The 17,390-nt window shown below is 55.1% G+C and carries 17 protein-coding genes and 1 tRNA gene; 5 read left to right on the top strand and 13 right to left on the bottom strand.

The window, feature by feature from the left end:
- The first annotated feature begins 16 nt into the window (after positions 1-16).
- The gene (gene lplA, locus GKAS_RS12260; RefSeq protein ID WP_035894566.1) at positions 17-1,033 is read left to right on the top strand and encodes a lipoate--protein ligase; all 1,017 of its coding nucleotides are present in this window, start codon (positions 17-19) and stop codon (positions 1,031-1,033) included.
- 87 nt (positions 1,034-1,120) lie between these two features.
- Here the strand turns inward: lplA and deoD are convergent, their stop codons facing one another.
- The 4 genes from deoD to deoC form a co-directional block, all read right to left on the bottom strand.
- Positions 1,121-1,840 (bottom strand): purine-nucleoside phosphorylase, encoded by a 720-nt coding sequence (deoD, locus tag GKAS_RS12255; RefSeq protein ID WP_035894565.1) that lies wholly within the window; start codon positions 1,838-1,840, stop codon positions 1,121-1,123.
- Between the two features lie 57 nt (positions 1,841-1,897).
- A complete protein-coding gene (gene deoB / locus GKAS_RS12250) occupies positions 1,898-3,121 on the bottom strand; it encodes a phosphopentomutase (protein WP_035894564.1) in 1,224 nt (407 codons plus the stop codon).
- A gap of 52 nt (positions 3,122-3,173) precedes the next feature.
- Positions 3,174-4,496: a thymidine phosphorylase gene (gene deoA, locus GKAS_RS12245; protein ID WP_035894563.1), complete on the bottom strand. Its 1,323-nt coding sequence runs from the start codon at positions 4,494-4,496 to the stop codon at positions 3,174-3,176.
- A gap of 137 nt (positions 4,497-4,633) precedes the next feature.
- Positions 4,634-5,413 (bottom strand): deoxyribose-phosphate aldolase, encoded by a 780-nt coding sequence (deoC, locus tag GKAS_RS12240; RefSeq protein ID WP_035894562.1) that lies wholly within the window; start codon positions 5,411-5,413, stop codon positions 4,634-4,636.
- Positions 5,414-5,671: 258 nt separating this feature from the next.
- On the opposite strand from deoC, the gene GKAS_RS12235 reads away from it, so the two are divergent.
- Together GKAS_RS12235 and GKAS_RS12230 are read left to right on the top strand one after the other, a co-directional pair.
- Positions 5,672-7,222: a YjjI family glycine radical enzyme gene (locus tag GKAS_RS12235; RefSeq protein WP_035894561.1), complete on the top strand. Its 1,551-nt coding sequence runs from the start codon at positions 5,672-5,674 to the stop codon at positions 7,220-7,222.
- On the top strand, positions 7,194-8,057 hold the full coding sequence (locus tag GKAS_RS12230; protein ID WP_035894560.1) for a YjjW family glycine radical enzyme activase: 864 nt from the start codon (positions 7,194-7,196) through the stop codon (positions 8,055-8,057). Before GKAS_RS12235 ends, GKAS_RS12230 begins: the two co-directional genes overlap by 29 nt.
- Here GKAS_RS12230 and GKAS_RS12225 read toward each other — a convergent pair.
- The 9 genes from GKAS_RS12225 to GKAS_RS12190 form a co-directional block, all read right to left on the bottom strand.
- Positions 8,052-9,329 (bottom strand): NupC/NupG family nucleoside CNT transporter, encoded by a 1,278-nt coding sequence (locus GKAS_RS12225; RefSeq protein WP_035894558.1) that lies wholly within the window; start codon positions 9,327-9,329, stop codon positions 8,052-8,054. The genes GKAS_RS12230 and GKAS_RS12225 overlap by 6 nt on opposite strands.
- 147 nt (positions 9,330-9,476) lie before the next feature.
- Positions 9,477-10,256: a metal-dependent hydrolase gene (locus GKAS_RS12220; RefSeq protein ID WP_035894557.1), complete on the bottom strand. Its 780-nt coding sequence runs from the start codon at positions 10,254-10,256 to the stop codon at positions 9,477-9,479.
- Positions 10,253-11,311, bottom strand: coding sequence for a patatin-like phospholipase family protein (locus GKAS_RS12215; protein WP_035894556.1), 1,059 nt, complete (start codon positions 11,309-11,311; stop codon positions 10,253-10,255). The genes GKAS_RS12220 and GKAS_RS12215 overlap by 4 nt, the downstream gene beginning before the upstream one ends.
- Before the next feature lie 121 nt (positions 11,312-11,432).
- Positions 11,433-11,594, bottom strand: a complete 162-nt coding sequence (locus GKAS_RS23905) for a DUF1328 domain-containing protein (protein WP_064547200.1) — start codon at positions 11,592-11,594, stop codon at positions 11,433-11,435.
- A 128-nt stretch (positions 11,595-11,722) separates the two neighbouring features.
- Positions 11,723-12,319 (bottom strand): molecular chaperone OsmY, encoded by a 597-nt coding sequence (gene osmY / locus GKAS_RS12210; RefSeq protein WP_035894555.1) that lies wholly within the window; start codon positions 12,317-12,319, stop codon positions 11,723-11,725.
- Positions 12,320-12,722: 403 nt separating this feature from the next.
- A complete protein-coding gene (prfC, locus tag GKAS_RS12205) occupies positions 12,723-14,312 on the bottom strand; it encodes a peptide chain release factor 3 (protein WP_035894554.1) in 1,590 nt (529 codons plus the stop codon).
- Positions 14,313-14,405: 93 nt separating this feature from the next.
- Positions 14,406-15,086, bottom strand: a complete 681-nt coding sequence (gene yjjG, locus GKAS_RS12200; protein ID WP_035894553.1) for a pyrimidine 5'-nucleotidase — start codon at positions 15,084-15,086, stop codon at positions 14,406-14,408.
- Positions 15,087-15,100: 14 nt separating this feature from the next.
- Entirely contained in the window at positions 15,101-15,547 is a 447-nt protein-coding gene (gene rimI, locus GKAS_RS12195; RefSeq protein WP_035894552.1) for a ribosomal protein S18-alanine N-acetyltransferase, read from the bottom strand.
- The gene (locus GKAS_RS12190; RefSeq protein ID WP_035894551.1) at positions 15,516-15,929 is read right to left on the bottom strand and encodes a DNA polymerase III subunit psi; all 414 of its coding nucleotides are present in this window, start codon (positions 15,927-15,929) and stop codon (positions 15,516-15,518) included. Before GKAS_RS12190 ends, rimI begins: the two co-directional genes overlap by 32 nt.
- 102 nt (positions 15,930-16,031) lie before the next feature.
- Here GKAS_RS12190 and rsmC point away from each other — a divergent pair, with 102 nt between their 5' ends.
- Complete coding sequence (gene rsmC / locus GKAS_RS12185; protein WP_035894550.1) at positions 16,032-17,063, top strand: 16S rRNA (guanine(1207)-N(2))-methyltransferase RsmC; 1,032 nt, start codon at positions 16,032-16,034, stop codon at positions 17,061-17,063.
- 224 nt (positions 17,064-17,287) lie between these two features.
- Positions 17,288-17,372 (top strand) — tRNA-Leu (locus GKAS_RS12180).
- Positions 17,373-17,390: the final 18 nt, after the last annotated feature.

The raw sequence follows: 17,390 nt of genomic DNA, 5'->3' as shown, positions 1-17,390 counted from the left end.
AGAAAAGGAAATCGCTATGTCAACGTTACGCCTGCTGCTTTCAGACTCTCACGACCCGTGGTTTAACCTCGCCGTGGAGGAGTGTATTTTTCGCCAGATGCCCGCCACCCAGCGGGTTTTGTTCCTGTGGCGTAACGCAGACACGGTGGTGATTGGCCGGGCGCAAAACCCGTGGAAAGAGTGCAACACCCGCCGTATGGAAGAAGACAACGTCCGCCTGGCGCGCCGCAGCAGCGGCGGCGGCGCGGTATTCCATGACCTCGGTAATACCTGTTTCACCTTTATGGCCGGTAAGCCGGAGTACGATAAAACCATCTCGACTTCCATTGTGCTCGAGGCGCTGAATTCGCTGGGCATTACGGCGGAAGCTTCCGGTCGTAACGACCTGATCGTGAAAACCGAAGAAGGCGATCGTAAAGTCTCCGGCTCTGCCTACCGGGAAACCAAAGACCGCGGCTTCCACCACGGCACGTTACTACTTAACGCCGATCTTAGCCGTCTGGCTAACTACCTGAACCCTGACAAGAAAAAGCTTCAGGCTAAAGGCATTACGTCGGTGCGCGGGCGCGTGGCGAATCTGGTTGAGCTGCTCCCAGACATTACCCACGAGCAGATTTGCGAAGCCGTCACTGAAGCTTTTTTCCGTCACTACGGCGAGCGCGTAGACGCCGAAATTATCTCTCCGGATAAAACGCCAGACCTGCCGAACTTTGCCGAGACGTTTGCGCGTCAAAGCAGCTGGGAGTGGAATTTTGGTCAGGCTCCGGCCTTCTCTCATCTGCTGGACGAACGTTTTACCTGGGGCGGCGTAGAGCTACACTTCGACGTCGAGAAAGGCGTTATCACCCGCACACAGGTGTTTACCGATAGCCTGAACCCCGCACCGCTGGAGGCGTTGGCGGAGCATTTACAGGGCTGTCAGTATCGTGCAGACGTGCTGCAGCAAACCTGCGAGGCGCTGGTTGCGGAGTTTCCGGAACAGGAGAGTGAGCTGCGGGAGCTCGCAAATTGGGTGGCAGGAGCAGTACGCTAAAAAAATTGCCGGATGGCGGCTACGCCTTATCCGGCCTACAACCGTTGTAGGCCCGGTCAGCGTAGCGCCACCGGGCACAACACGGTCTTATGCTTTATCGCCCAGCAGAACAGATTCCAGTGCGATTTTAATCATGTCGTTGAAGGTCGTCTGACGTTCAGCGGCAGTAGTCTGCTCGTGAGTACGGATATGGTCGGACACGGTGCAGATGGTCAGCGCTTTCGCACCGAATTCTGCGGCTACGCCGTAGATGCCCGCCGCTTCCATTTCCACGCCCAGGATGCCGTATTTTTCCATCACGTCGAACATGGTTGGATCTGGGGTGTAGAACAGGTCAGCGGAGAAGATGTTACCCACACGAGCGTCAACGCCCAGCGCTTTGGCCGCATCAACCGCGTCACGCACCATGCCGAAGTCAGCGATAGCCGCAAAGTCGTGGTCTTTGAAGCGCAAACGGTTCACTTTAGAGTCGGTGCACGCACCCATGCCGATAACCACGTCACGCAGTTTCACATCAGCACGAACCGCGCCGCAGGAGCCCACGCGAATGATTTTCTTCACGCCGAAGTCGGTGATCAGCTCTTTGGTGTAGATGGAGCAGGATGGGATACCCATACCGTGACCCATAACGGAGATCTTACGGCCTTTGTAAGTCCCGGTGAAACCTAACATGCCGCGAACGTTGTTCACTTCACGGACATCTTCGAGGAAAGTCTCAGCAATGTGCTTCGCACGCAGCGGGTCGCCCGGCATCAGCACAACATCAGCGAAATCGCCCATTTCAGCGTTAATATGTGGGGTAGCCATCGTAATTTCCTTTATTTTTCAAATAGACGAAGGGCGGGAATCCTCCCGCCCAAATAATCACAGCATATTTTTGCCGTATTCCATTGGGGACGTACCGAAGTAGGTCGCCAGCGTCTGGCCGATATCCGCGAAGGTTTCACGGTGACCCAGCGAACCCGGTTTGACTTTCGGGCCGTAGATCAGCACCGGAATGTGCTCACGGGTATGGTCAGTACCGGTCCAGCTTGGGTCGCAGCCGTGGTCAGCGGTGAGGATCAGAATGTCATCTTCACCCACCAGCTCCATCAGCTCCGGCAGACGGCGGTCGAACAGTTCCAGACCAGCCGCGTAGCCCGCGATATCGCGACGGTGACCCCATGAAGAGTCGAAGTCAACGAAGTTGGTGAAGACGATAGTCTCATCACCCGCTTCCTTCATCTCTTTGATGGTGGCGTCGAACAGTGCATCCAGACCGGTCGCTTTCACTTTTTTAGTGATACCGCAGTTGGCATAGATGTCCGCAATCTTACCGACGGAAACCACGTGACCGTGTTTTTCATCAACCAGTTTCTGCAAAACGGTCGCGGCCGGTGGCTCAACGGCCAGGTCGTGGCGGTTACCGGTACGCTGGAAGTTACCCGCTTTGTCGCCTACAAACGGACGCGCGATAACGCGGCCAATGTTATAGCCGCCTTCGGTCAGCTCTTCGCGCGCGATTTCGCACAGCTCGTAGAGTTTATCCAGGCCATAGGTCTCTTCGTGGCAGGCAATCTGGAACACTGAGTCAGCAGAGGTATAGAAAATCGGCTTACCGGTTTTCATATGCTCTTCGCCCAGTTGATCGAGGATCACGGTACCGGAAGAGTGGCAGTTACCGAGGTAGCCCGGCAGGTTGGCACGCTTAACCAGTTTATCCAGCAGTTCCTGCGGGAAGCTGTTTTCGTGGTCGCTGAAGTAGCCCCAGTCGAACAGTACCGGCACACCCGCGATTTCCCAGTGACCGGACGGCGTATCTTTACCGGAAGAGAGCTCATGCGCCCAGGCGTATGCGCCTACCACTTCCGCGTTACCGTCCATGCCAGCAGCAATTTTGCCGGTGGAACCTTCATGCGCTTTCACCAGACCCAGGCGGGTCAGGTTAGGCAAATTCAGCGGGCCCTTACGGCCATTGTCAGCTTCGCCTTTGGCACAGGCTTCTGCAATGTGACCCATGGTATCTGCGCCAACATCGCCAAAGCGGTCAGCATCTTCCGTTGCACCAATCCCAAAGGAGTCCAGCACCATAATAAATGCACGTTTCATCTTGTTCTCCATACATCTTGCGCTGCAAAAAAGCGATCAGATCAGTATATAACTATTCGGTGATGCGACGATAGACGGTTGGCGTAATTTCAGGCGCTTTATCGTCCAGTTTAATTGCCGCTTTCACGGCCTTCGCCGCGTCCTGCCAGCTTGCTTCATCTTTCGCGTGGATCACCGCCAGCGGACGCTGTCCGTCAACGCTGTCGCCCAGACGGGCCATGTCGGTGAAGCCAACGCTGTAATCGATGGTATCAGAAGCCTGACGACGACCGCCGCCCATAGAAACCACCGCCATGCCCAGCGCACGGGTGTCCATCGCGCTGACAAAACCTTCGGTATCAGCATAGACGGCTTTGCTCAGCATCGCTGTTGGCAGATATTTCGCGTAGTTTTCAACGAAATCGGTTGGACCTTTCTGTGCTGCCACCATGCGACCAAAGATCTCCGCGGCTTTGCCGTTGTCGAGCACGGCCTGCAGTTTGGCGCGCGCTTCGGCGTCGTCTTTGGCGAGCCTGCCGGAGATCAGCATCTCAACGCACAGCGCCATGGTAACGTCGAACAGACGCGGATTACGGTATTCGCCTGTCAGGAACTGCACGGCTTCGCGTACTTCTACAGCGTTACCTGCGCTGGAGGCCAGCACCTGGTTCATGTCGGTGAGCAGCGCCGTCGTTTTCACGCCCGCGCCGTTGGAAACGCCCACGATCGCTTCCGCCAGTGCAGCAGAGAGTTCGTAGGTTGGCATAAACGCGCCGCTGCCGACTTTCACGTCCATCACCAGCGCATCGAGACCTTCTGCCAGCTTTTTGGCGAGAATGGAGGCGGTGATAAGCGGGATGGAGTCCACCGTCGCGGTAATGTCGCGGGTGGCGTAAAAACGTTTGTCCGCCGGTGCGAGCGAGCTGGTCTGCCCAATAATCGCCACACCCACGTCTTTAATAATTTCACGGAAACGGTTGTCGTCCGGGAAGATGTCGAAGCCTGGAATGGCTTCAAGCTTGTCGAGCGTACCGCCGGTATGGCCGAGACCGCGACCGGAGATCATCGGAATATAGCCACCGCAGGCTGCGACCATTGGGCCAAGCATCAGCGAAGTGACGTCACCTACGCCGCCGGTAGAGTGCTTGTCGACAATCGGGCCGTTGAGGTTGAGGCTCTTCCAGTCCAGGACGGTGCCTGAATCTCGCATCGCCATGGTCAGCGAGACACGCTCCGGCATGCTCATATCATGGAAGAAAATGGTCATCGCCAGCGCGGCAATCTGCCCTTCAGAGATGGTGTTGTCACGAATCCCGTTGATAAAGAAACGAATTTCTTCATCACTCAGCGCGTGGCCATCACGTTTTTTGCGAATAATTTCTTGAGCGAGAAACAAGGTACCCTCCTGATTAATCAGGTTAAATGCAGCGAGCTTGCGCCCGCGCTACGTTCCTGTAGCCCGGCCAAGCGTAGCGCCGCCGGGGAGATCCCGGAGTCGGCGCGCATGCGCCTCGTCCGGGCTACGATAATGCATTAATAGCTGCTAGCGCTCTTACCGTCGCCGTGGCCCAGCGCCTTCAGCAGGCTAGCCAGCAGAGAGGAAGCGCCGAAGCGGTAGTGACGGGAGTCAGCCCAGTCCGCACCGAACAGTTCGTCAGCGATAGACAGGAACAGCTGTGCGTCTTCTGCAGTACGAACGCCGCCCGCTGGCTTGAAGCCCACGGTTTTCTGTACGCCCATATCACGGATAACTTCCATCATGATGCGCGCGCTTTCTGGGGTCGCGTTCACCGGCACTTTACCGGTAGAGGTTTTGATGAAATCAGCGCCGGCTTTGATAGAGATTTCAGAGGCCTTACGAATCAGGGCTTCTTCTTTCAGTTCACCGGTTTCGATGATCACTTTCAGCAGCACATTTGCCGCGGCACAAGCATCTTTACAGGCTTTCACCAGATCAAAACCAACCTGCTCGTTACCGGCGATCAGCGCGCGGTATGGGAAGACCACGTCAACTTCGTCAGCGCCGTAAGCGATGGCTGCGCGGGTTTCCGCCAGCGCGATCTCAATGTCGTCGTTACCGTGCGGGAAGTTGGTGACGGTGGCGATGCGGATATCCGGGGTTCCCTGCTCTTTCAGCGTTTTACGCGCAATCGGAATGAAACGCGGATAGATGCAGACAGCGGCGGTGTTGCCCACCGGCGTTTTCGCCTGATGACACAGCGCGATCACTTTCGCGTCAGTATCGTCTTCATTCAGGGTAGTTAAGTCCATCAACTGCAGCGCACGCAGGCTGCTTGCCTTTAAATCAGTCATTTTTCTCTCCGACGGCGTATTGCCGTGTAAATCGTTACCTTGCGGGTCTGTGACTATTGTAACACCGCCCCGCGTTCACACTTCGACTTTCATCACACTTAGTGAAAACTTCGTACAAAATTGCATAACAATAACGAGACATGCATCAAACTTTTACACCAGAAAGGGAAGCTAAAACGCCACTTCAGCCGCTGGGATCAAAAGACGGCCTCATCGTTTTTCATACACTCCGCCTATCACTCGTCTGAGGAACCGAACATGCCAACATCGAATGATTCATCGCTGCTGCAACACTGCCAGCAAATTGTGACAAGCTCCGTGTTAACCCCGGAACAGAAACGTCATTTTCTGGCCCTGGAGGCCGAAAACGCCCTGCCGTACCCAGAACTCCCTGAGGAAGCGCGGGCGGCGCTGGCCGACGGCGTTATTTGCGATATGTATGAAGGGCATGCGCCGTATAAACCGCGTTACGTGCTGCCGGACTACGCGCGTTTTCTGGCTAACGGTTCCGAATGGCTGGAGCTTGAGGGCGCCGAAGATCTGGACGATGCCCTTTCACTGCTGACCATTCTCTACCATCACGTCCCTTCGGTGACGGCGATGCCGGTTTACCTCGGTCATCTTGATGCGCTGTTATCGCCTTATGTTATAATTCTAACACAAGATGAAATTGATATTCGAATAAAACGTTTCTGGCGCTATCTCGACCGCACGCTGCCAGATGCCTTCACCCACGTGAACATCGGCCCACACGATACGCCTATCACGCGCGCCATTTTACGCGCAGATGCAGAGCTAAAGCAGGTTGCGCCAAATCTGACTTTTATCTACGACCCGGAAATTACGCCGGATGATTTACTGTTACAGGTGGCACAAAATATCTGTGAGTGCAGTAAGCCACACATCGCCAACGGACCGGTAAATGATAAAATATTCACAAATGGTCAATATGGCATCGTAAGCTGTTACAACTCGCTGCCGCTTGCCGGCGGCGGCAGCACGCTGGTACGCCTGAACCTCCAGCAGGTGGCGCAGCGCAGTGAATCAGTCGATGACTTCTTCACGAACGTGCTGCCGCGCTACTGCCAGCTGCAAATCGATATCATCGATGCCCGCTGTCGCTTCCTCTACGAGCAGTCGCACTTCTTTGAGAATAGCTTCCTGGTGAGCGAAGGGTTGATCGACCCGGATCGTTTTGTACCCATGTTTGGTATCTACTCGCTCGCCGAGGCGGTTAACCTGCTGTGCGAACGCGAGAGGATTGCCGGACGCTACGGCAAGGATGAGCAGGCCAATCAGTTGGCCTACCGCATTAGCGCCGAGCTTGCCAACTTCGTCGCCCGTACGCCAGTACAGTACGGCTGGCAGCAGCGCGCACTGCTGCACGCTCAGTCAGGTATCAGCTCAGATATTGGCACCACGCCGGGCGCTCGTCTGCCTTATGGCGATGAGCCAGATCCTATTAGTCATTTATTGGCCGTCGCGCCGCATCACGCCCACTACACCGCGGGGATCAGCGATATTCTGACCCTGGATGAAACCGTGAAACGTAACCCGCAGGCGGTAATGCAACTCTGCCTCGGCGCGTTCAAAGTGGGGATGCGAGAATTCAGCGCCAACGTCAGCGGCAACGATCTGGTGCGCGTCACCGGCTACATGGTGCGCCTGTCCGACCTGCAAAAATACCGTGATGAAGGCTCCCGCACCAACACCACGTGGCTGGGCGAAGAAGCGGCCCGCAACACGCGTATCCTGGAACGTCAACCTCGTGTCGTGAGTCATGAACTGCAGATGCGCTTTAGTCAGTAAAATCATCCCGTTCTCCTGCGTCGATGGGCCCGGCAGCCGCCTGGCCCTGTTCCTGCAAGGGTGCAATCTGCGCTGCAAGAACTGCCATAACCCGTGGACGATGGGGCGCTGCAACGACTGCGGTGAGTGCGTGCCGCAGTGCCCGCACCAGGCATTAAGCGTGAATGGCGGGAAAGTCATCTGGCGCGCGGACATATGCCAGCAGTGCGATACCTGTCTGCATATCTGCCCGCAGCAGGCCACGCCGATGGCGCAGACCATGAGCGTTGAGCAGGTGCTTCGGCAGGTCACGCAGGTCGCACCGTTTATTGAGGGCATAACCGTCAGCGGTGGCGAAGCGACCACGCAGTTACCGTTCGTCATCGCCCTCTTCCAGGCGCTGAAATCCACGCCTGCCCTTTCGCACCTGACCTGTCTGGTCGACAGCAACGGTGAGCTACCGATAAGCGGTTGGGAGAAGCTACAGCCCGTGTGCGACGGGGTGATGGTCGATTTAAAATCCTGGGATAGCGACCACCACCAGGCACTGACCGGGCGTGGCAACGCGCGAATTAAACAGAGCATTCGGTGGCTGGCTCAGCACGGCATGCTGTCGGAGCTACGGCTGCTGGTCATCCCTGAGCACAGTGATTATCTGGAGGAGGCGGAGTCGCTGAGTGCCTTTATTACCGAACTCGGAGATGTGCCCATTCGTCTGAACGCCTTTCACGCGCATGGCGTTTACGGTGAGGCAAAATTGTGGGGTAGCGCCGGGCCAACGGACGTTGAGGCCGTCAGCCAGGCGCTACAGGCCAGAGGAATAACGAGGCTTATCCCTCCGGCGCTGTACTTATAGGGCGAGGAACAGGCCCGCAATGGTGGCGCTCATCAGGTTAGAGAGCGTCCCGGCGGCTACCGCTTTCAGGCCGAGCTGGGCAATATCCTGCCGACGGTTTGGCGCCATGCTGCCCAGGCCACCAATCAGAATCGCAATTGAGGAGAGGTTCGCAAAGCCGCACAAGGCGAAGGAGATAATCGCTTTGGTGTGGTTGGAGATAACCTGCAGACCAGCCGCTGCCACTTCAGCGTCCGCCTTCAGGTATTCACCGAAGTTCATATAGGCCACGAATTCGTTGATAACCAGCTTCTGGCCGATAAAGGAACCCGCCACCGTCGCTTCGCTCCACGGCACGCCTATCACCCATGCCAGCGGTGAGAAGATCCAGCCGAGAATCAACTGCAGCGACAGTTCCGGATAATCAAACCAGCCGCCGATACCAGAAAGCATACCGTTCAGCAGCGCAATCAGCGCAATAAACGCCAGCAGCATGGCACCCACGTTCAGCGCGAGCTGCATACCGGATGCTGCACCTGATGCCGCGGCATCCAGCACGTTCGCAGGCGCATCCGGGTTTTTCGCATCTTTCTCAAGCGTTGGTGAGTCGTGCGGAGTTTCCGTTTCCGGAATGATGATTTTGGCAAACAGCAGGCCGCCCGGCGCCGCCATAAACGAGGCCGCAATCAGGTACTCCAGCGGCACGCCCATCTGCGCGTAGCCCGCCAGTACAGAGCCCGCCACCGAAGCCAGGCCACCACACATCACCGCAAACAGTTCAGAACGGGTCATAGTGGCGATATATGGACGCACCACCAGCGGCGCTTCGGTCTGGCCGACAAAGATATTTGCCGTGGCAGAAAGTGATTCGGTACGTGAGGTTTTCAGCACCTTACGCAGCGCACCGCCCAGAATACGAATCACAAACTGCATGATGCCGATGTAGTACAGCACCGCAATCAGCGAGGAGAAGAAGACGATAACCGGCAGCACCCGCAGCGCAAACACGAAGCCGCCACCGCCGAAGACTTCAAACATCTTGTCAGAGACCAGCCCGCCAAACAGGAAGCCGATACCTTCGTTACCGTAGGCAATCACGTTGGCCACGCCTTCGGACATCGCCAGCAGGACTTTGCGCCCGGCAGGAACATAGAGGATTAATGCACCGATGCCCACCTGTAACAACCAGGCACCCAGTACGGTTCGGAGGTTAATCGCTTTACGATTACTGGAGAGAAGTAAGGCAATGGCGAGCAACACCACCATGCCGATGAGTCCCATGAGGATTTGCATACAGATTCCCTGTGTATTGAAAAATATAATAATTACGGCAAACCAATCGCGGCGATTATAACGTTCCGTAATTATCTTTTTTGCTAAATGTCACAGGTTTTACGCAACAGTAACGACTGAATGATGATTAATGAGATCTACGTCACTTCATGACAATCCAAAGAGTGCATGGGTATTTTCCAGCAGCGCTGTGACAATTTCCTCAGGAGATTCATGTCGTAGCGAGCAGAGATGAGTAAATACCTCAGCAACCCGCTCCGGGCGGTTGGGCTGCCCCTGATAGCCATTGAGCGGCATATCCGGCGCATCGGTTTCAAGAACCAGCGAGGACAGCGGCAGTTGCGCCATCACATCACGGGTTTTACTGGCGCGAGGATAGGAGATAGTTCCCCCCACACCGATTTTATAGCCTAACTGGACGAATCGTTCCGCCTGCTGGAAACTACCGGCAAAGCCGTGTACCACGCCGGTTCGCGGCAGATTATGTCGCTTCAGGTGCAGCGCCAGCTTGTCATGGGTGCGCCGCGAATGCAGGATAACCGGCAAATCGTAACGCTTCGCCAAGCGCAGCTGCTCGTCCAGCAGGTACTGCTGACGTTCAAACTGTGGGTTCTCCCGGTAGAGATCGAGACCAATTTCCCCCACCGCCACCAATTTTGCTGGCTTCAGGGCGATAGCGGCTTCCAACTGCGCCAGACTCTCATCGCTGTGCCGTTCTACCACAATCGGATGCAGCCCAACGGCGGCATACAGCGGAGGAAACCGTTCGGCCAGCGCCAGCACGCGAGGGAAGTTGTCGGCTTCGGTAGCGGGAATAATTATCTTGTTCACGCCAACGGCAGCCGCACGCTGAATACTCGCCTCTTCGTCACCGGTAAAGGGAGGGAAATCGAAGTGGCAATGGGTATCAATAAAACGGCCGTTCACGCCAGATCCTTATCATCAAAGAGTGTATCGTTTACTGGCGGCACGTCGTTCATCGCAACGTCGGGCATATCCTCCACCACGGGAACCGGAGGAATAGCACGGCCTTGTTTGAGGTGGCGCACTAGCGGTGGCTTCTCCGCTAACAGTTTACCAATGGTCGCCAGAAAGTAACGTCCGCATAAGCGCCCTGTTTTGTAGTCCTGACGCAGTGCGGGGATGCGGCTGCCTAGCGCCATACTCAGCAACGGTTTCGGCGGGTAGATTTCAATAATACGCAGCTTACCCGGCGGGTTCTCAATAAACTGTTGGGTTTCACTGTAGGTCGTTTCATGGTGCTGCACCAGGTTCACCAGCGGCTGTAGGCTACTTTCACCCAGCCAGCGCTCCATACGTTTAAACCACTGTGGCGTGTAATACATTTGCGATGGAACAGTACGAATCACCACCAGCGTTTTGGCCCCCTGTTTTGCCGCCTCGCGCACCGGAATCGCATCGCTCACGCCGCCATCAAGGTAACTGACGCCATCCAGCGCAACGCCGGGGCGATAGAAACCTGGAATCGCGCTGGATGCCCGAATAATATCGAGCCAGTTTTGCCTGGTGGGCGAAAAGTAGCTGGGGGTATAGTCATCGCTGCGACAGGCGCAGATATAAAAGGATTTTCCCGACTCAAACAGGCGTTCGGCGGTTTCCATGGCGAGCGGCATCTGCCCAGCGGTCGACCCGACCAGCCAGTCAAGATCGATAAGGTTGCCGCCGCGGACAAAACGTACCGGGTCGAAAAACTCCCGCCGGGTGGTGTAGCGCATGATGACTTTGCGCCCGTATCCCGGTTGGTTACACAGATAGGCGGAAAGATTTTGTGCGCCCGCAGAGGTGCCATAATAGAGATCGAAGGGATTGAACTGTGCCCGCATAAACTCATCAAGCACCCCTGCGGTAAAAATGCCCCGCTGTCCTCCCCCTTCACAAACCAGTGCCGTGCGCCCAGGTTTGAAACGACTCAGCGATAATGGTGCAATATTGCCAAGCGTGACGGGTATACGCTGCCCCACCTCTGCCTACCTGTTTTTTATTCACCAGACTTACAAAGTAGCCTAATTTCAGGTCGGCTAAAACTAATAAAGCCAGTCCGCTGGACTGGCTTTGGTGTCATGCTAGTTAACGCGTAACGTTCTAGGGGCGTTTACGCCCGGTAAACAGACTCACCAGGAAGATGATAATCCCCACAACGAACACGATTTTTGCTGCCCACGCAGCCGTACCTGCCAGTCCACCAAATCCTAATGCGGCGGCAATTAACGCGATAACCAGAAATATAATGCCCCAACGAAACATAAGCTTCTCCTTTACCATAGTTAATGTCGACCGCTTGCTATGAGGGCTCGTGCCACTCATATGCACTATTTTTAGTGTGGTGCACATTTTGCCTGCTGCCAAATATCAGCAGACAAAATCACCACTTATTACTGCATTTTCAGATCATTTTTGACGCTTTTCACGCCTTCAACGGCTTTGGCAATGCTTTCAGCACGATCGCTCTGCGCCTGAGATTTCACGGTACCTGAAAGCTGTACCACGCCATCTGTCGTCTCAACTTTCACGTTACGTGAAGGAACGATGTTATCGGCCAGCAGTTTGGCTTTCACTTCGCTGGTCGTTGCGGTATCACCGGCATACCCTTTCAACGAACTTTCTTTACTGTCGCGAACGTGGAGCTTATCGCTGACAGAGGCGACGCCCTCAACCGCTTTCGCCGCCGCAACGGCCGCTTCGGCCTGAGCCTGACTCTGGACAAAGCCGCTCAAGGTCACGACTTTTTTGTCTGTTTTCACCGAGATATCGGTACTCTTGATGCTCTCGTTATCCACCAGCGCGGCTTTTACCTTCGCGGTGATGGTGCTGTCATCCATAAAGCTACCCACTTTATTCCCTGCGCTTTCCGCACTCGCCTGAGCCTTATCCATGGTCGAGGTTTCGGCATAGGCAGCACCAGTGGCAACAGCGGAGGTTAGCATCACGGCAAGCAGCGTTTTAGCGATTGTCAGTTTTTTCATCGTCATCAATATATTCCTGTATGTATTGCTCATCATCCGAGCACTAGCAACACGCAGGTTGCATTGCTGAATAGGGTAAAAACTCCCTGCTCGCATACTTCTCACGGCTTCCCTGAATCCACCAGGGTCATCAAACACCGCGAGATTGCGCTCTGAGCCAGTTATTAATATTGCGATAGAAATAAACGTTAGCTTTAAGCGCTTAACCAATACGAATTATCAGCATTTAAAGCCAACGTAGATGTCATCGCTTTGTTAAATATAGATCACAATTTTGAAACCGCCCGCTTCGTTGAGCAAAAAACAGACAGTTAGCGCAAAAAGAGAAGGAATTAAGAACTTTCCGTAACCGGCTAATTAGGAAGGAAAAGTGTCAGGGTGCAGCGGATGCCGCACCCTGCAGGGGGTTTTAGTGCTCGCGAGTTTTGCGGAACTCAACTTCAGGATAACGTTCCTGAGTCAGGTTCAGGTTTACCATGGTTGGAGCGATGTAGGTCAGGTTATCGCCGCCATCCAGCGCCAGCTGAACTTCGTTTTTACGTTTGAATTCTTCGAATTTCTTCACGTCTTTGCTCTCAACCCAGCGGGCCGTCGCGACGTTAACCGATTCGTAGATAGCTTCCACGTTGTATTCGCTTTTCAGACGCGCAACCACCACGTCAAACTGCAGCACGCCCACCGCACCAACGATCAGATCGTTGTTAGAGATAGGACGGAATACCTGCACCGCACCCTCTTCGGAAAGCTGAACCAGGCCTTTCAGCAGCTGTTTCTGCTTGAGCGGATCTTTCAGGCGAATACGACGGAACAGTTCTGGTGCGAAGTTCGGGATACCGGTGAACTTCATCATTTCACCCTGGGTGAAGGTGTCACCAATCTGGATGGTGCCGTGGTTGTGCAAGCCGATGATGTCGCCCGGGTAGGCTTCTTCAACGTGCGAACGGTCACCCGCCATAAAGGTCAGCGCGTCGGAAATCACCACGTCTTTACCGATACGTACCTGACGCAGTTTCATGCCCTTTTCATATTTTCCGGACACAACGCGCATGAACGCTACGCGGTCACGGTGTTTCGGGTCCATGTTGGCCTGAATTTTAAAGACAAAACCGGTGAACTTCTCGTCCTGCGCTTCCACCAGACGGGTATCGGTTTTACGCGGCATCGGCGCAGGCGCCCACTCCACCAGACCGTCGAGCATATGGTCAACGCCGAAGTTACCCAGCGCGGTACCGAAGAAGACCGGGGTGATTTCACCGGCCAGGAACAGCTCTTTATCAAACTCGTTAGAAGCGCCCTGCACCAGCTCCAGCTCGTCACGCAGCTGCTGCGCCAGCTCTTCACCAACGGCGGCATCCAGTTCCGGGCTGTTCAGACCTTTCACAATACGCACTTCCTGAATGGTGTGGCCTTTACCGGTTTGATACAGGTAGGTTTCGTCTTTATAGAGGTGATAAACGCCCTTGAACAGCTTGCCGCAGCCAATTGGCCAGGTGATCGGCGCACAGCCGATTTTCAGCTCGCGCTCAACTTCATCCAGCACTTCCATCGGATCGCGGATATCACGGTCGAGTTTGTTCATGAAGGTCAGGATCGGCGTATCGCGCAGACGGGTAACTTCCATCAGCTTACGAGTCCTGTCTTCGACGCCTTTTGCGGCATCGATAACCATCAGACAGCAGTCCACCGCCGTCAGGGTACGGTAGGTATCTTCGGAGAAGTCTTCGTGCCCCGGGGTGTCCAGCAGGTTCACCAGGCAGTCGTGATACGGGAACTGCATCACGGAGGTGGTAATGGAGATACCACGCTGCTTTTCCATTTCCATCCAGTCAGATTTTGCATGCTGGCTGGAGCCACGGCCTTTTACCGTACCGGCAGTCTGAATAGCCTGTCCGAATAACAGCACCTTTTCGGTGATTGTCGTTTTACCGGCATCCGGGTGGGAAATAATGGCAAAAGTGCGGCGCTTGGCCACCTCTTGCAAATAAGGAGACAACGTCATAATTCAATCTTCTTGAGTAAGCACGGCTTCGCACCGCGCATGTTGAATACGAAAAAATTGCGGCTATTTTACCCATCAAAGGGGGGCTGGCAATCACTGTTTACACAGGAGTAACTCCAGTTCATGCAATGAGGTCACCGTCCAGTCAGGCGTAATGCCTTCCGGCAGCGGACGCTGGTGCGCGTTCAGCCAGCAGGTTGCCCACTCGGCGTTCATCCCACCGCGAATATCGGACTCGGCGGTATCGCCGACCATCAGCACGCGGGAACGGTCCGGATTACCGGCTTGTTCCAGGGCATAGTCAAAGATCCGACGATCCGGTTTTGCCACGCCCACTTCTTCAGAAATAATGAGCAGATCAAAGTGTTCACGAAGCCCGGTACGCTCCAGACGAATTTGCTGAAGTGACGTAAAGCCGTTGGTGATGATGCCCATCTTCACCTTGCCTTTCAGGGCGTTCAGCAGCGAAACCGCACCCGGCAGCGGGGCGCAGATTTCAGCCATCGCGTTCATAAAGGCATCGTTCAGGTCGCCGGGATGAACGTTCAGACGCTCCGCCCAGCTGGTAAAACGCTGATGCTGAAGCTGAAGCGAGGTAATCGCGCCATTCTGATAATCGACCCACAGCGGCTTGTTGACCGCCTGGTAGTCCTGGAAATCTTCCGCGGTAAAGGTCACGCTGTAGTCGAGAAACATCCGCTGTAAGCCGCTAAACGAGTCAAACGTAAACAGCGTTTCGTCGGCATCGAAGAAAATCCAGTCCCACTTCTTCATCTTTTCACCTTGTCTTACATACTAATGGGCAGCGCCATAATGATGGCATCCTCACGGCCTTCCGCCGTGGGGTAATAGTTGCGACGAATGGTCGCTTCATTGAAGCCTAAGCTTTCATACAGCGCGATGGCCGCGTGATTCGAAGCGCGAACTTCCAGCCACAGCGTCACCACGCCAGCCGCTTCCAGGGCATCAATAAGATGTTCCAGCAGCTCACGCCCCAGACCGCGACGCTGATACGCGGGATCTACGGCAATATTGAACAACGTCGCTTCATCCAGCACCACCTGAGTAATGGCGAACGCGGCCATCTCACCGTCGACTGACATCTGGAGGTTCAGATAGCGCTCCCCCTGATTGCTGGCGAAGGTTTTTTCACTCCAGGGAAAGGCATGCGCGCGCGTTTCAATTTGAAAGGCGCGGGGTAAATCAGTCGTGCTGAGGGTAGAAATCGTGTTCATGGGTGCAAATTTGTTGCCAAAGTGCAGCACGCGCTGGCGCGCTGGCTTGCAGTTCATTAAATGGCGGTGTCGAAATCACCGCGCCTTCTAGCGTGACAGGCGTGTCGTTCCCAAGGCGCCAGCAGTGACAGCGGCTGTCCTGAGGCAGCATCGCGACACGGTCCGGCGTCAGCGGTAAAACCTGATCCGGCGTCAGGCACAGCGCGCGGAGAATATCGCTAATCAGCGGCTCAGTGAGCGGCGGTAACGTCTCGGCCACCATCACCAGTTTTACATGCGGCGGAAGCGTAATCGCAATTTCACCCTGCAGTGCCCCAGGGCGACGTAATGCCCATTGGGTGATACCCAACTGTTGTAATTGCCAGTCTCGCCGGGATGTCATGTGAAACGCTCCTGTCTATCAAGGGCGCAAATATAGCAAATTCATCGAAACTGCGCCAATTACACACTATAATCCCCGCCTAAGTTTATTGAGGATTAATTCATGTCTGCTTTTACCCCGGCAAGTGAAGTCTTGCTGCGCCACAGTGATGATTTCGAACAGAGCCGTATTTTCTTTGCCGGCGATCTGCAGGATGACCTGCCCGCACGTCTGGATACCGCGGCAAGCCGTGCACATACCCAACAGTTTCACCACTGGCAGGTACTGAGCCGCCAGATGGGCGACAACGTACGTTTTAGCCTGGTCGCTCAGGCTGAGGACGTTGCGGATTGCGACACCCTGATTTACTACTGGCCAAAAAATAAGCCGGAAGCGCAGTTCCAGCTGATGAACATTCTGTCTCTGATGCCGGTCGGTACCGATATTTTCGTTGTCGGCGAAAACCGCAGCGGCGTGCGTAGCGCCGAGCAGATGCTGGCCGAATACGCACCGCTGAATAAAGTCGACAGCGCGCGTCGCTGCGGCCTGTATCACGGTCGCCTGGAAAAACAGCCATCCTTCGATGCCGAAAGCTTCTGGGACGAATACCAGCTGGATAACCTGACCATCAAAACCCTGCCTGGCGTATTCAGCCGCGACGGTCTTGATGTGGGGAGCCAGTTGCTGCTTTCTACCCTCACCCCACATACCAAAGGCAAAGTGCTGGACGTTGGCTGTGGCGCTGGTGTACTGGCGGCAACCCTTGCCAGCCATTCACCTAAAGTACGCCTGACGCTGTGTGACGTGGGCGCTTCAGCCGTTGAAGCCAGCCGTGCAACGCTCGCGGCAAACGGCTTTGAAGGCGAAGTCATCGCCAGTAACGTCTTCTCTGAGATTAACGGTCGCTTCGACATGATTATCTCCAACCCGCCGTTCCATGATGGGATGCAAACCAGCCTGGATGCCGCGCAAACGCTGATCCGCGGCGCCGTTCGTCACCTGAACAGCGGCGGTGAGCTGCGTATTGTTGCGAACGCCTTCCTGCCGTATCCGGCGGTGCTGGACGAGATGTTTGGTTTCCATGAAGTGATTGCCCAGACTGGCCGTTTTAAAGTGTACCGTACCGTTTTGACTCGTCAGGCTAAAAAAGCCTAACTCATGTAGGCCGGATAAGGCGTTTACGCCGCCATCCGGCGTGACACCGAGCAGCGCCGGGTGGCGCTATCGCTTATCCGGCCTACATAAACTCCCCATAACCGAAGAAACGCCTTTTTTTTCGGCAATCGCGCCGAGTTCGATAATTAACTGTTGACGCCCAGCGTAAAATCTCTAGAATTCGGCCCCGTGGTAATGATTCTTTCATAAAGAGTCAATGGTATGCGAAGGTGGCGGAATTGGTAGACGCGCTAGCTTCAGGTGTTAGTGTCCTTTGGATGTGGGGGTTCGAGTCCCCCCCTCGCACCATAAACCACGTTATATCGT

The organism is Kluyvera ascorbata ATCC 33433, assembly GCF_000735365.1.
Taxonomy (GTDB): Bacteria; Pseudomonadota; Gammaproteobacteria; order Enterobacterales; family Enterobacteriaceae; genus Kluyvera; species Kluyvera ascorbata.
This window is presented reverse-complemented; position numbering and strand designations above follow the sequence as displayed.